The organism is Vannielia sp. SX4, from assembly GCF_052828525.1.
Map to the genome: position 1 here is coordinate 1,937,219 of NZ_CM128247.1, position 14,389 is coordinate 1,951,607.

Annotated in this window: 13 protein-coding genes; 1 reads left to right on the forward strand and 12 read right to left on the reverse strand. The window is 65.3% G+C overall.

The window, feature by feature from the left end; translation table 11 throughout:
* Window positions 1–3: 3 nt before the first annotated feature.
* Window positions 4–1,080, forward strand: coding sequence for a 2Fe-2S iron-sulfur cluster-binding protein (locus tag ACUXVX_RS09540; RefSeq protein ID WP_446311343.1), 1,077 nt, complete (start codon window positions 4–6; stop codon window positions 1,078–1,080).
* A gap of 31 nt (window positions 1,081–1,111) precedes the next feature.
* Here the strand turns inward: ACUXVX_RS09540 and ACUXVX_RS09545 are convergent, their stop codons facing one another.
* The 12 genes from ACUXVX_RS09545 to ACUXVX_RS09600 form a co-directional block, all read right to left on the reverse strand.
* A complete protein-coding gene (locus ACUXVX_RS09545; protein ID WP_446311344.1) occupies window positions 1,112–1,774 on the reverse strand; it encodes a TetR/AcrR family transcriptional regulator in 663 nt (220 codons plus the stop codon).
* 33 nt (window positions 1,775–1,807) lie between these two features.
* A complete protein-coding gene (locus ACUXVX_RS09550; RefSeq protein WP_222492167.1) occupies window positions 1,808–3,115 on the reverse strand; it encodes a TRAP transporter large permease in 1,308 nt (435 codons plus the stop codon).
* Between the two features lie 34 nt (window positions 3,116–3,149).
* The gene (locus tag ACUXVX_RS09555) at window positions 3,150–3,644 is read right to left on the reverse strand and encodes a TRAP transporter small permease subunit (protein WP_222469775.1); all 495 of its coding nucleotides are present in this window, start codon (window positions 3,642–3,644) and stop codon (window positions 3,150–3,152) included.
* A gap of 57 nt (window positions 3,645–3,701) precedes the next feature.
* Window positions 3,702–4,826, reverse strand: a complete 1,125-nt coding sequence (locus tag ACUXVX_RS09560; protein WP_446311345.1) for a C4-dicarboxylate TRAP transporter substrate-binding protein — start codon at window positions 4,824–4,826, stop codon at window positions 3,702–3,704.
* Window positions 4,827–4,896: 70 nt separating this feature from the next.
* Window positions 4,897–5,619, reverse strand: coding sequence for a haloacid dehalogenase type II (locus ACUXVX_RS09565; RefSeq protein WP_446311346.1), 723 nt, complete (start codon window positions 5,617–5,619; stop codon window positions 4,897–4,899).
* Complete coding sequence (locus ACUXVX_RS09570; protein WP_446311347.1) at window positions 5,619–6,854, reverse strand: amidohydrolase family protein; 1,236 nt, start codon at window positions 6,852–6,854, stop codon at window positions 5,619–5,621. The genes ACUXVX_RS09565 and ACUXVX_RS09570 overlap by 1 nt, the downstream gene beginning before the upstream one ends.
* 31 nt (window positions 6,855–6,885) lie before the next feature.
* Window positions 6,886–7,530, reverse strand: a complete 645-nt coding sequence (locus tag ACUXVX_RS09575) for an isochorismatase family protein (protein ID WP_222469771.1) — start codon at window positions 7,528–7,530, stop codon at window positions 6,886–6,888.
* 207 nt (window positions 7,531–7,737) lie between these two features.
* Entirely contained in the window at window positions 7,738–10,311 is a 2,574-nt protein-coding gene (locus tag ACUXVX_RS09580; protein WP_446311348.1) for an HWE histidine kinase domain-containing protein, read from the reverse strand.
* Window positions 10,308–10,898: a hypothetical protein gene (locus tag ACUXVX_RS09585; protein WP_446311349.1), complete on the reverse strand. Its 591-nt coding sequence runs from the start codon at window positions 10,896–10,898 to the stop codon at window positions 10,308–10,310. Before ACUXVX_RS09585 ends, ACUXVX_RS09580 begins: the two co-directional genes overlap by 4 nt.
* Window positions 10,899–11,099: 201 nt before the next feature.
* Window positions 11,100–11,735, reverse strand: a complete 636-nt coding sequence (locus ACUXVX_RS09590) for a L,D-transpeptidase family protein (RefSeq protein WP_446311350.1) — start codon at window positions 11,733–11,735, stop codon at window positions 11,100–11,102.
* Between the two features lie 89 nt (window positions 11,736–11,824).
* A complete protein-coding gene (locus ACUXVX_RS09595) occupies window positions 11,825–13,438 on the reverse strand; it encodes a long-chain fatty acid--CoA ligase (protein ID WP_446311351.1) in 1,614 nt (537 codons plus the stop codon).
* Between the two features lie 108 nt (window positions 13,439–13,546).
* Window positions 13,547–14,305 carry an SDR family NAD(P)-dependent oxidoreductase gene (locus ACUXVX_RS09600; RefSeq protein WP_446311352.1) on the reverse strand — a complete coding sequence of 253 codons (759 nt, stop codon included), beginning with the start codon at window positions 14,303–14,305 and terminating at the stop codon, window positions 13,547–13,549.
* Window positions 14,306–14,389 lie beyond the last annotated feature (84 nt).

Sequence of the window (14,389 nt, forward strand, 5' to 3'; positions counted from 1 at the left end):
CGCATGAACGACCTGACCCCGATCACCGGCCAGAGCATCTGGAAGGACAGCGAGCCGCTCGAATGCGTGGCCGTGATCCCCGAGGTGCCCAACACCGCGAGCTTCGCCTTCCGCGCGCCCTCGGGCGCGATTTTCGACTATCTGCCGGGCCAGTTTATCACCCTTGAGTTGCCCACGCCGCAGGGCGTCGTGCACCGCACCTACACGATCTCCTCCTCGCCCTCCCGGCCCCGGTCGATCTCGGTCACGGTGAAGGCGCAGGAGGGGAGCATCGGCACCCGCTGGATGCTCGATCACCTGAAGCCCGGCATGCAGATCCGCGCGTTCGGTCCCGCCGGGCTCTTCAGCCACATGAACCACCCGGCGAAGAAGTACCTCTTCATCTCGGCGGGCAGCGGCATCACCCCGTCGATGGCGATGACCACCTTCATGTGGGATATCGGCACCGAGCCCGACATCGTCTTCATCAACTGCGCCAAGCGCCCCTCCGAGATCATCTTCCGCGAACGGTTGGAGCACATGGCCAGCCGGGTGCCGGGCATCGTGCTGAAATGGGTGGTCGAGGAGGCCGATCGCTATCGCCCGTGGACCGGCTATCAAGGGCAGGTGAACCAGCTCATGCTCGGCCTGATGGCGCCAGACTATCTCGACCGCGAGGTGTTCTGCTGCGGGCCGGAGCCCTTCATGACCGCCGTGCGCGAGGCGCTCCAGGGCATGGGCTACGACATGGAGCGCTACCATCAGGAGAGCTTCAAGGCCCCGGTGGAGACGGTGGAGGACATCCCCGAGCATGACGATGTCGTGCCCGAGGCGGCAGAAACGGCAGAAGTCACCTTTGGCCTTTCCGGCGTGAGCCGCACCTGCCGCGAGACAGATACCGTTCTCGCCGTGGCGCGGGCAGCGGGGTTGGGCATCCCCTCGGGCTGCACCTTCGGCCTGTGCGGCACCTGCAAGATCCGCAAGACTGCGGGCGAGGTCCACATGGTCCACAACGGCGGCATCTCCGACGACGACATCGCCGAGGGCTATATCCTCGCCTGTTGCTCGCACCCCATCGGCGCAGTCGAAGTGGAGGTCTGAGCCGGCGCCACCCTGCGCGGCGCCTTTGGCCCTAGCGGCCCTCGGCTGCCGTGCTGCCCGCAAGCATCCCGCCTTCATCCAGCAGCTTCGGCAGGATCGTCTTCCATGTTTCCACCATGGTCCTGAAATACGCCGGGTCGTCCTTCAGCACGGTTTGCACGCCCATGCCGCGCACGAGGCAGACGGTCATGTTGAGCGCCACGAGGGTCGGCTCCCGGTCGCCCGGCGCGCGCAGCTCGAAGGCCTCCCAGATGCTGTCGAGCGCGGCATGGAAATCCTTCACCACCGGGATCATCCCAGCGCGCAACTCCGGGTCGGTCCGAGCCTCGTTGATGAACTCCAGCGACAAGTAGAACACCCGGCCCGAGAACATCTGCCAGAGGAACTCGACGAAGTCGCCAAGGCTCACCTCACCCTTGTGCACCTGAGAAGCCACCTCGCGGATCTCCGCCGTGGCCTCCCGCAGCAGCTCTTCCATCGCGGTGACGATGATCGACGAGCGTGAGGGAAAATGGTGCAGCATCGCCCCGCGCGAGACCCCGGCGCGCTGGGCGAAGTCATTGGTCGAAGCGGAGTTATAGCCCTTGTCGAGGATCGCATCGAGCGTGGCGTCGATCAGCTTTCTGCGGGTCGCGATGCTGCGGGCCTGGGCCGGTTTCTCGCCCTGTCTCGCTGCCGCTTCTCGTCTCGCCATACATCCCTCCTCGGATCGGGCACACACCTAACATCAATACGCAAGCGACGGGAGCCAGAGCGTCAGGATCGGGAAGGCGATGAGGATCACCAGCGTCAGCAGGTCCATCGCCAGAAACCACGTGATGCCCCGGAAGATCTCGGGCAGGGTCACGCGGTTATTCAAGGCCCCGTTGATCATGTACACGTTCAACCCGATCGGCGGTGTGATGAGCCCGATCTCCAGCAGCTTGATCACGATGATGCCGAACCATACCGGGTGAATGCCCGCCTCGTTCACCAGCGGCACGAGGATCGGCAGGGTCAGCAGCAGCAGGCCGATGCTGTCGATCAGCATGCCGAGCACGAGGAAGATCACGGTGACCGCAAAGAGGATCCACCACGTCTCCGTGCTTACCGAGAGGATCGCGTCAGCAAAGGCGCGCGGAAAGCCCGAGAGCGCGAGGAAGCGCGTAAAGAACAGCGAGCCGATCAGGATGATAAAGATCGAACCGGTCGAGACCACGGCTTGCGAGACCGCTTCGAACAGCGCCTTTCGCGTCAGCTTGCGGCGGACGATGGCGATAATCAGGGCAAAGAAGGCCCCGAGCGCGCCCGCCTCGGTGGGGGAGAAGACCCCGCTGAAGATGCCGCCCAGCACGACGAGGATCAGGGTGGGCAGCGGCCAGACATCGCGGAAGGCCTCGCGGCGTTCCTCCGGGGTGGGGTCGAAGACCACGGTGCCCGCAAGGCTCGGCTTCAGCTTTACCCGGATCATGATCATGCCCATGTAGATCAGCGCCGAGAGCAGCCCGGGGATGAACCCGGCCATGAAGAGCTGGCCAACGGAGACCTGCGCATAGACCCCGTAGAGGATCAGTAGCACCGAGGGCGGAATGAGTGAGCCGAGCGTGCCGGAGGCCGCGATGGTGCCGGTGGCAAGGCCCCGGTCGTAGCCGTTGTCGAGCATCTCCGGTACCGCCATGCGCGACATGGCGGAGGCGGTAGCAACGGAAGAGCCGGAGGCGGCGGCGAAGAAGGCGCAGGCGCCCACGGAGGTGATCGCCAAGCCGCCCGGCAGCCGGGCGAGGTAGAGCCGCAGCGCAAGGAACAGGCCGCGCGTCATGTCGGTCGAGGAGCAGATGAACCCCATCAACAGGAACATCGGCGCCGCCGAAAGCTCCCATTGGCCGACATAGTCGAAGGGCGTGGCGGAGATCATGCCCCAGGCCACGTTCATGTTGAACATCACCCCGATCCCGACGATCGAGACAAGCCCGAGGGCAATGCCGATGGGCACGCGGATGGCGATGAGAACGAGGGCGGCGACAACGCCGGCCACGCCGATTTCGAGATTGGTCATAGGGTCGCCTCCGGGGGCGCGCAGGTGGGGCGCATCAAAGCGCCTGCCGCCGGGTGATGGATTTCAGAAGGTTCGACAGCACCGCAAGCAGCGCCCCGGCAAAGCCGATGGGCAGCGCCCAGCGGGCGGGCCAGATGTAGAAACGGAAGTTGCTCATCGCCTCTTCGGCGCGGCTCGTCGCCTTGATCGCATCGGTCAGCGATTGCCAGAACAGCATGCCGAAGAAGGCAAGCCCCATGAGGCAGGCGAGAATGTAGAGCCCCAGCTGCACCGGCGCGGGCATCATCTGGGCAAAGAGATCAACGCGGATGTTTTCCTGCTTCATCTCGACATAGCCGAAGGCCAGAAAGACCAGCGCGACCATGTAGTAGAACGAGACCCACTCCAGCGTGCCAACGATCTGGCCGTTGACAAAGTAGCGCACGCCCACGTCGAGGGTGATATGGGCCATCATCAGCAGCATGACCACGCAGGCGGCGGTGACGGTGCCGATGTTGAGCCAGCGGATGATGCTGTGGAGGAGGGTCATTGCGTCGTCCTGATTGGCAGCCGGGCCCGGCGTTGTGCCGGGCCCGGTGCGCAGTGCTTACTCGGTGCCGTAGGTGGCCGGGTCGATCTTGGAGAAGATCTCTTCCATGGCAAGAGCGGTGAGCGCATCTTCGTCGGTGGTGTCCACGTCGGCCAGCAGGTCGGTCCACTTCTGCATGGTGGCCTGGAAGTCGCCGATCAGCGCCTCGGGGTCGGCCACGCCAAAGTCGGCACCGGCTTTCTCGACGGCGGCGGCGGTGGTGCGGTCACGGAACTCGGCCACGTGATCGGCCAGGTCCTGCTCGGGCTCGTAGACGTTGCCGCCGGCAGCCTTGGAGGCCTCGAGGCCAGCGTCGACCTTGGAGCCGTAGGCGATGACGATGCGGGCCATCGAGCGGGCGGAAGCTTCCATCAGCACGCCGCGCTGCTCGGCGGTCAGGCCAGCCCAGAAGTCGGGGTTATAGCCCCACTGCGGGCCGGAGTAGTACATGCCGGTCGAGAGCAGGGTGGTGTGCTCGGCGACTTCCATCAGCGAGCGGTCCACAAGGTCGCTGGCGGCGTTGGTGGCGCAGTCGAGCGTGCCGCGCTCGAGGCCGGTGTACATCTCCGAGGAGGGCACGTTGACCGGGATGCCGCCGGCATCTTCCACCCAGACCGAGACGGCGGAGCCGGCGGTGCGGATGCGCTTGCCCTTCATCTCTTCGAGGTTGCGCACCGGGCTGGAGCACATCAGCACATAGGCGGGCGTAGCATAGGCCCCAAGGTAGACGAGGCCCTTGTCCTTCCACTCGGCCAGCTGCACTTCGTTGTTCATCGAAAAGTCGGTGACCGCGAAGATCGCGGCAACCGGATCGGAGTAGGCAAAGCCCAGTTCCTGCACGGCATTGGAGACCGGCAGATCGGAGGGCGTGTAAATGGCGGCATGGTGGGCCACCTGCACCACGTTGTCCTGAATGCCCTGAAGCGCTGCGCGCGGGGCCAGCAGCACGGTGCCGGTGTAGACTTCGGGCACGAGGTCGCCGCCCGAAAGCTCCTGCACGAGCTCGGCCCAGCGGACGTAGCCTTCGCCCGACATCGGCACGGCGCCGTCATAGAAGCTGTTGGCGATGAAGTTGGTTTCTGCCGTGGCCGCGCCGGTCATCATCATGCCGGCGAGGGCGGTGCAGGTCAGGAATTTTTTCATGGGTCTGGTCCCTGTTGGTTGAGTGGTTGGGTGCCCGCGCTCTTGCCGGGCGGGTCGGTCGGGTTGAATTTCAGATTTTGCCGCTCTCATGTGCCTCGGCCATTTCCTTCAGCGAATTGAAGCGGAAGGTCGTCTCGGCCAGATCGCCTGGGTCCATCGTGGCCCCGAAGCCTTCTTTCGCGTGCCGCCGGTAGATCCATGCGTTGTCGAGCCCATTGGCCCGGCCCGGCACGTGATCGTGGAACATGCTCTCGGCGGTGTGCAGCAGCTGTGCCTTCTCCACGCCCAGCGTGCCGATCCCGCGCAGCAGGTAATCGAAGTTGCGCTGGTTGGGCTTGTAGCTGCCGATATCCTCGGCTGTGTAAATCGCATCCCATGCGATCCCCAGCTTCCGCGCCGCGCCGTCAAAGCTGCGGTTGTCGACGTTGGAGAGCACGATCATCTTGTAGTGCTGCTTGAGATAGGTCAGCGCATCGGCGCTGTCCTCGAAGGCGGGCCAGTCGGGCACCGAGGCGCCGTAGCGCTCGCATTCGTCCCAATCCACCGACAGCCCCAGTTCTTCGGCGCAGCGGCGGTAGACCGTGGCCAGCAGGTCCGAGTAGCGCTTGGCCGGCGTCTGGGCCTGCGTGGCGCTCTCATTGCGGGCGTGCATCTCCAGCACGGCGTTCTCGCTCATCTCGGCGTCGAGCCGGTCGGTAAGCGGGCGCAACCCGGCCCGCATCCCGGCCTCCCAGTCGATCAGCGTGCCGTAGACGTCGAAGCTGAGGGCGGTGTAGTCGCGCAAGCTGGCCATCAGAGCGACGCGGCCTGCTTGACCGCCTCCCCAGCTTTGAGAATGAGCGGCATATGGGCTCCCTGATGTGTCAGCAGGTCCAGATCGCCGAGCGGGTTGCCCTCGACGGCGATGATGTCGGCATGGGCGCCCGGCGCGATGGTGCCGATCTCGCCTTCCATCCGCAGCACCTTGGCGGCATCCACCGTGGCCGAGCGGATCACCGCATCGGCGGGCAGGTAGCGGCCGCGCAAGGGGAACTCGCCCGATTGCTCGGTCTGCATACCGCCCAGCAGGTCGGAGCCGTAGCCCATCAGCACGCCAGCCTCGTGAAACTTCTCGAGCCGCTCCAGCCCGGCCTCGCGCACGTCCGAGATCTTGGCCACCGATTCCGCCGGCAGCCCGAACTCCGCGCCTTTGCGGTGCAGCAGGTCGTAGGTGATGTTCGTCGGCACCACCGGAATGCCCTCACGGGCGATCCGGGCAATGGTGTCGTCGCCGATCAGGTTGCCGTGCTCGATGCACTCGAAGCCGCAATCCAGCGCCCGCACGATTGCCTCGTCGGAGTAGAGGTGCCCGGTCGCATAGGTGCCGAAGCCCTTGGCGATCTCCACCGCCGCCTTCAACTCGTCGACCGAGAACACGAGGTAGCCCACCGGGTCGGAGGGCGAGGACACGCCGCCATCGGCCATGACCTTCACGAACTGCGCGCCGTTCTTGATCTCTTCACGAGCGGCCCGCTGCACCTCGGGGATGCCGTCACAGATCCGGCCCATCGCGCCGAGGCTGGAGGCATACCAGCTCACATCGCGGTTGCTGTAGGGGCCGCGATAATCGGTGTGGCCGCCCGATTGCGACAGTGCCTTGCCGCAGATCACCAGCCGCGGGCCGAGAAACGCGCCCTCATCCACCGCCTGCTGCAAGCCGCGATCCGCGCCGCCAAGGTCGCGCACCGTGGTGAAACCGCGCATGATCATGTCGCGCATCAGCAGGCTGGAGCGGGCGGCCACGAGCGAGGAGGGCAGGGCGGCGTTAAGGCCGAGGTTCGCCGTGGTCGCGATCACATGCACGTGGCAGTCGACGAGGCCCGGCATCACCGTTAGCCCCTCCATGTCGAGCACCTCATCGGTGTCGGCGGTCACGCCGGGGCCGACATCGCGGATCTTGCCGTCTTCGATCACGATGCCCATCGGATCGGTGGGCTCGGGCGCGGTGCCGTCCACGATACGGGCGTTCTTCAGCAGCTTCAGGGTCATTTGAGGTCTTTCATTCGGTCTTGAGGGCGGGTCAGGCGGCAGCCTGGGCGTTGTGCCAGCGGTCGAGGTAGGCCAGCACGCTGTCCAGATCGACGACATCAACGTAACGGCGGCCAAGGTCGCGCAGGTTGTCGCGGTGCGGCTGCTCTTCGATGTCGCCCACGCAATCCTCCGGCACGAGCGTCCGGTAGCGGTGCGAAAAACTGTCGATCGAACTTGCGCGGATGCAGCCGCTGGTGTTGCAGCCGGTGACGATCACGGTGTCGACCCGCTCCTTGGCGAAGTAATCGGCCACATCGGTGTTGAAGAAGATCGAAGGCCCCTTCTTGCAGACCTTCAGGTCATACTCTGGGTCGTAGATGCGCGGGTCCAGCTCGGCGCTGGGGTGGTCATGCAGGAAGGTCTCGCGAACGGCGGTGATCTTCCAGTAGGGCATCTCGCGCTCGTTCATGTAGGCGGTATTGCAGGTGGCCACCGGCACACCCATCGCGCGGGCGGCCTTCAGCAGTTTCGCGGTGTTTTCCAGCGCCCGCATCACCAGCGGCGCACCGCCCAGAGGGTATTGAGCCTCGGTGAATCCCTTCTGAAAATCCACCACCACGATGCCCGGCTTGGCCCCGAGCCCCACCGAGATTTCGCCGTAACTGCGTTGCTTGTAATCGTCGGTATCGGCCATCGCGCATCTCCCTGAGTCGTTTGACACACAGGGTGGGGCTGGAAAAAACAATCAGTCAAGACTGTTTTTTAGTTTTTGGCTGGAGCACCCCGCACGGCTTTCCAGCCTGCCCATTTCCAAGGCAGGCAGAGCGCACCACTGGCGCGCCTTCTGTCAGTTGAAAATCGGTATCCGCGCCATACTGTCTGCAGGGGCGTGGAGCGTGCCTCAGGCCTCGCCGTCTTCGCCCAGCTTCAGCAGCGCGCGCGACAGGGTCTCCACCGTGAACGGCTTGGCGACCACCGGGGCAGGGGGGAACTTGGCCAAGGTGTCGGCCTGTCCGCCGTAGCCGCTGGCCAGCACAAAGGGCACCCCGCGCTCCGAGAGGAACCGGGCCACCGGCAGGCTCGTCTCCTTGCCGAGGTTCACATCGAGCACCGCGACCGAGATCGTGTTGGCCTCCGCCACCCGCAGCGCCTCCGCCACGGTCGAGGCGGTATGCACCGCTTTCAGCCCCATCCCGGTGAGGATGTCGGAGGCATCCATCGCGATGATCAGGTTGTCCTCCACCACAAGGCCCACGCCAGTGAGGTCGGGCTTGCCCGCGATGGCCGGGGCTTCCGGCTCCGCGGCCTCCGCCGCCTCCGAGGGCAGCGCGGTTACAAACCGCTCGGGGATCAGAAAGCTCGCCCGGAATCCGCCAGAGCGAAACTCGATCTCGGCCTTGCCCTCAAGGTCGAACGGTACGGAGCGTTCGATCAGCGTCGTGCCAAAGCCGCGCCGCTCGGGCGGGCGCACCGGTGGGCCACCCGCCTCCTGCCACGTGAGGCGAAAGAACCCGTCAGCCTGGTGGTCCACTGCCAGCTCGACCTGCCCGGTCGAGTTGGAGAGCGCCCCGTATTTCACCGAGTTGGTCACCAGCTCGTGCGAGACCAGCGCGATGGTCGAGAAAGCCTCGGGCGAAAGCTGGATCTCCGGACCAGAGAGCCGCACCCTGTCTTCCTGCCCGGCCACATAGGCCTTAAGCTCGGTGTCGATGATCTGGCGGAAATCGACCGCGCGCCACTCGGTCTGGGTAAGCTGGTCATGCGCCACCGCCAGCGCGTGGATGCGCCCGTCAATGGCCTTGGAGAATTCCTCGACCGAAACCGCATTCTCGCGCGATTTGCTCACCAGCGAGCGGATCAGCCCCAGCACGTTGCGCACCCGGTGGTTCAGCTCGGCGATGAGCAGCTCCTGCTGGTCCTGCGCCCGCTTGCGCTCGGCGTTCACCTCGTCCGAGAGCTTCAGCACCACTTCCAGCAGCGTGACCCGGATCGCATCGGCGGCCCGCACCGAGGTCGGTGACCACGGCTCCGAGCGATTGCCCACATCTTCCTTCCAGATCTCGAAGCTCTTGCGCGGGGTCAGCCGGGCGCCGAAGCTGCCCACCTCCACCGGCTTGTGCGGGTTGCCCGCCCATTTCACCTGCCGCGCCGCCTCGGTGCGGAACAGCACGAGGTAGTCGCGCGGCGTGCGGGAAACCGGGATCGCCAGAATACCGGCGCAGCGGTCGGTGATATCGGCAATCGAGGGCAGGCGCGCCACCAGATGGTCGGTGGCATAAACGCGCGAGGCAGCGGCGGTGTTCAGGAACCGCGCAATCGTCTTGAATTCCTCTTCCGAGGGCGCGGTGCCCTGGCTCACGTAGGTGCCTTCGGAATAGAGCGCCACGCCATCGCACCGGATCACGTTACTGATCTCGCGGGCCACGTCGCGGAAGCCTTCCACAAGGTCCGTGCTGGCGCCGAGGCCCATCATCAGCCGGTCATGCAGCTTCTGGGCGCGGTCTGCGGTCTCGGCCACCGCGCGGGCCTCACGCCGCTCGATCTCGTAGGAGTAGAATTGCGCCAGCAGCTCAATCGCGGTGCGGCGCTCGTAATCGATGTAAAGCGGCGCGCGGTGATGGCAGGCAAAGAGCCCCCAGAGCTCGCCCCGGATGATGATCGACACCGACATCGAGGCCCGCACTTTCATGTTGCGCAGGTATTCGAGGTGGATCGGCGAGACCGCGCGGGTCACGGCGAGCGAAAGGTCCAGCGGCTCGCCCTCGGGGCCGGTCTGCGGCTCGATGGGCGAGACCGTATCATCCACATCGGCGATCAGCCGCAGATGGTTGCGCTTGTAGAGCGCCCGCGCCTGCCGCGGAATGTCGGAGGAGGGGAAGTGCAGGCCAAGGTAGGTTTCGCTGTCGGCCTCGTCCTTTGCCTCGGCGATCACCGTGCCATCACCCTCCGGCCCGAACTGATACACCAACACCCGGTCAAACCCGGCCAGCTCCCGCAGCTGCTTGGCGGCCACTTCCGAGACGCTCTGCAAATCCTTCTCTTCGGCCACCCGGCGCATCATCGGCGTGACGATAGCCAACTCGTCGTGCTCCACCCCGCGCGACTTGGCCTCGAATTCGAGGATGAAGCTGAGGTGCGACTGGTGGGCCGACACGTCAAACAGCCGCCCGTCGCCGAACACGTCAAAGCCGAACATGCGCACCACGGCATCGTCATGAGAGGCCGTGCTCAGCTTGCGCCGCAACCGCTCGAGGCTGGCCTCGGGCAGAAACTGGCCCAGCGGCACGCCCGCCATCTCCTCCCACGGCAGCCCCAGCACCTCGGTCGCGTTGCGAGACACATGCTGCACGATCCAATCCGCCGATATCGCGATCAGCGCCCCGAAGGATTGCACATTCCCCAGAATGTGGATCGGCTCCCGGTCGCAGTTGGTCAGGTCAACCGGCGTATCGGTAGAAACGAAGGGATCTTTCATACAGTCGGGGCCTGTGGGGTCTGCGTCGTCTGGGGGTGAGGTGCGGCCTCTGGCCGCCGGGGCAGGTGGCGCTCGGCCTCCTGCTGAAAAATCGCAAAGGCGCGGGTCGCATCAGACAGGATGCGCGCGCGCGCTTCGGCATCGGGGCTTGTCTGCCCCATGCGCTGGGCAAAGGCCCTCCAAGCCGCAATGTCGGGCTCGATGGCCAGCAGGCCCCGGCGCTCTTCCGGCGGCACGCCATTGCGCAGCACGGTCAGGCCAAGTTGCGAGCCAAGGGTGATATAGGCCACCGCGTCCGCCGCCATCGGGTCGTCGCCCGCGCCATCGGTCGCGGCCTCGTCGCCATCGTCCAGCGCATCGACCGTCCGGCGCAGCGTGGCCGTGGCCTCTGCCGCCTCCCAGCCGCAGGCCGCGCCGATCCGGCGAAACCCCGCGCGTTGCACGCGGTCAAACAGCGCCCTGTCGGCGCTGTCATGCAAATTGAGGGTCGATAGCATGCCATCCAGCCGCTCATGGGCCGGGCCAGTCACCTGCCGGAGTTCATGCCGGAGAGAGAGCGCCACGGTCTCAGCGCGCTGAAAAGTCATCGTCATCCACTACTTGTCCCGTCAGCACGGCAGGGCGCACCCATGTGATCACGCAATAAAACATCCCCGGACGCCTCCGGTTCCGTAAAAAGTTAACTTGGAGATAAATTATTCTCAGATTCCGGAAAACCACAAAGGGCGCGGACCTCAGCCAAGGTCCGCGCCCTTCGATTTTTCGGCGTCAGAGAGCCTCTGCGGGCGTCAGCCCCGGGTCACCTGCGGCTCTTGCGAGTAGTCCCCGCCGCCGTTTTCTGAGGCCGGGTACAGCACGACCTTCGCGTTCATCGGCGTCCGGCGGTAGAGGTGCACGATCTGGTTGTTTACCAGCCGCGCGCAGCCGTTCGAGACCCGCTTGCCAATGGTGCGCGGATCGTTGGTGCCGTGGATCCGCAGGAAGGTATCGCCGATCTGCGGCTTGAAGAGGTAGATCGCGCGGGCGCCGAGCGGGTTGTTCGGACCACCGGGCATACCGTCTTCGTATTTCTTGTAGGAGGCGGGGTCGCGCTCGATCATCTCGGGCGTCGGCGTCCAGGCTGGCCACTGCTTGCGCGCGCCGACAAAGAACTCACCGGGCTCGTAAAGGCCGGGGCGGCCAATACCGCAGGTATACTGGATCGCGCGGCCCCCGCCGAGGGTGAGGAACAGCGCAAAGCGGCTCGGGCTCACGTGAATCTCCTGCGGCGGCAGCTCCTTGGAGACGTTCACGTAATGCGGCAGCAGATGAACGGGCAGGCCGTAGGGCTTGAGGGTTTCGTCATAGGCGAGGGCAGGGGCCCCCGCCACAAAGGTACCACCAAGCAGCGCAGCACTGCCGGTGAGGAAGTTTCTTCTCTTCATGTCACTCGAACCTTAGGCGTAAATTTTCGGGGAAGATGCCCAAAACAGCCCAAAAACCCAAGCCCTTTGTGCGTTTTTTCACGCAGAGGTCATTCCGCTGCTGCGTATTTGCGCCTCAGCGTGAGCTTTGAGACCTTGCCTGTCGCCGTCAGAGGCAGTTCCTCGACAAAGAGCACCTCGTCGGGCAATTGCCAGCTGGCAAAGTGCGGCGCGAGCAACTCGCGCAGCGCCTCGGGGTCCGGCGCATCGCCCTTCGGCACCACCACCAGCATCGGCCTCTCGCCCCATTTTTCATGCGGCACGGCGATGGCGGCGCAATTGGTGACCTGCGGGTGGCCCATCACCACGTTCTCCATGTCAATTGAGCTGATCCACTCGCCGCCCGATTTGATCAGGTCTTTCGTCCGGTCGGTGATCGAGAGCGTGCCATCGGGGGTGATCCGGGCAATGTCTCCGGTGCCAAACCAGCCCTCTGCGTCAATCGCCTCGGCGCTGGCCTCCGCGTTGTTGAAGTATCCCGCCGCAATCGTGTTGCCCCGCACGAAGAGCTCGCCCGTGGCCTTGCCGTTCTGCGGCTGCTCGGTGCCGTCCTCATCGACGATCTTCATATCGATCCCGAAGGCCCGGCGCCCCTGTTTCTGTTTCACGTCAAGCTGTTCGGCGAGGGGCTTGTCGCGCATCGCCGGCGAGAGGTTCCCAACCGTGCCGATCGGGCTCATCTCGGTCATGCCCCATGCATGGCACACGTCCACGCCGCGGGTTTCGAAGGCTTCGATCATCGCCCGTGGCGCCGCCGAGCCGCCCACCACGAGGTGGCCGAACCCCTCCGGCAGCCGCCCCTGCGCCTCGATTTCCTTCTGCAGCCCGAGCCAGACGGTCGGCACACCCCAGGCCGAAAACACCTGCTCCCCGTTCATCAGCTTGAACAGCGAGGCCCCGTCCAGCCCCGGTCCCGGCATAATGAGCGAAGCACCGGTGAGCGGGGCCGAGTAGGGCAGGCCCCATGCATTCACGTGAAAGAGCGGCACCACGGGCAGAATCCGGCTGCCCTCCTGCAGCACCTTCGGCAGGCTGATCGCGGTGCAGAGCGCGTGCAGCACGGTGGAACGATGCGAATAGAGCGTGCCCTTGGGGTTGCCGGTGGTGCCCGAGGTGTAGCAGAGCGCAGCGGCGGTGGTCTCGTCGAACTCCGGCCAGTCAAATCGCTCCGGCTGGCCCTTCAGCAGCGCCTCGTAGTTCAGGCACTCCACCTTGCTCTCGGGCTGCTTGTCCTCATCCACCATCGCCACGTAGCGCAGGCTCTCGGGAAAATGCGGCGCCAGCCCCTCGATGATCGGCAGGAAGGTGGTGTCAAAGAACAGCAGGCTGTCGCCCGCGTGGTTCACGATATAGCCCATCTGCTCGGCCGAAAGGCGCGGGTTGATCGTGTGGCACACCGCCCCGATCCCGCTGATCGCATAGTAGAGCTCGAAATGCCGGTAGCCGTTCCACGCCAGCGTCGCCACCCGGTCGCCGGGCTTGATGCCAAGCGCGCGCAGGGCATGGGCAAGCCGCGCCACGCGGGCCGCAGTTTCGGGGTAACTCTGGCGGTGAATGTCGCCTTCGGTCCGGGCCGAGACGATCCCCTCACCGGGGTAGACCTGCGCCGCATGGGTCAGAATATCCGCAATCCGCAGCGGACGGTGCATCATCAGGCCTTCCATGGCCGCTCCTCCCTGTATCGCGGCCTCCCCGCCGCGTTTGATCTCAGCCTAGGCGTGGAAACCCGGCGCCTGCAACACCTGCCATGGTGGGGGCGCCAGCGCGCCCGCTCACCCCATCGCCGACCATCCGCCATCCACGATAATCGTCTGCCCCGTCATCCATGCCCCCGCGGGCGCCGCCAGCATCACCGCAATCCCGGCAATATCCTCCGGCTCCCCCAGCCGCTTCAGCGCATAGCTCTCCGCCACCCGCTTGGCCCGCGCCGGGTCTTCATAGAGCGCGCGTGCAAAATCGGTCTTCACCACCGCAGGCGCGATCCCGTTCACCCGGATGTTGTCGGCCCCGTAAGCCACGGCGAGGTTGCGCACGATCTGCGTGTCGGCGGCCTTGGTCACCGCGTAGATCCCCAGATGCTCCGAGCCTTTGAAGGCCGCAATCGACGACACGATCACAATCGCCCCGCCGCCCTTCGCCTGCATCCCCGGCACCACGCCCTTGGCCAGCCGCATGTTGGCCCGGATGTTCACCGAGATGGTCTTGTCAAAGGCATCATCCGGCGTGTCCAGAAACGGCCCCATGTAGGGGTTAACCGCCGCGTTGCAGACCAAAATATCCACGCCGCCCAGGCTCTCCTCCGTCTCCGTCAATAGCCGCTCTATCGCCGCATCATCCGAGACGTTGCAGGCAATCGGCACCGCCGCCGGCCCGATCTCTTCCGCCACCGCCGCGCAGGCCTCTGCCTTGCGCGACGAGATCACCACGCGCGCGCCTCGTGCCACCAAAGCCTCCGCAATCGCCCGGCCAATGCCGCGCGTCGAGCCGGTGACAAGCGCCACCTTTCCCGTAAGATCAAACAGATCGCCCATCCTGCGCCTCCCTTGCTGCCAGCAGAGGCGGGCAGGGCGGGCTTGTCAAGCATGTGCGGAATTGTATTCTGCATTGCGAAACGG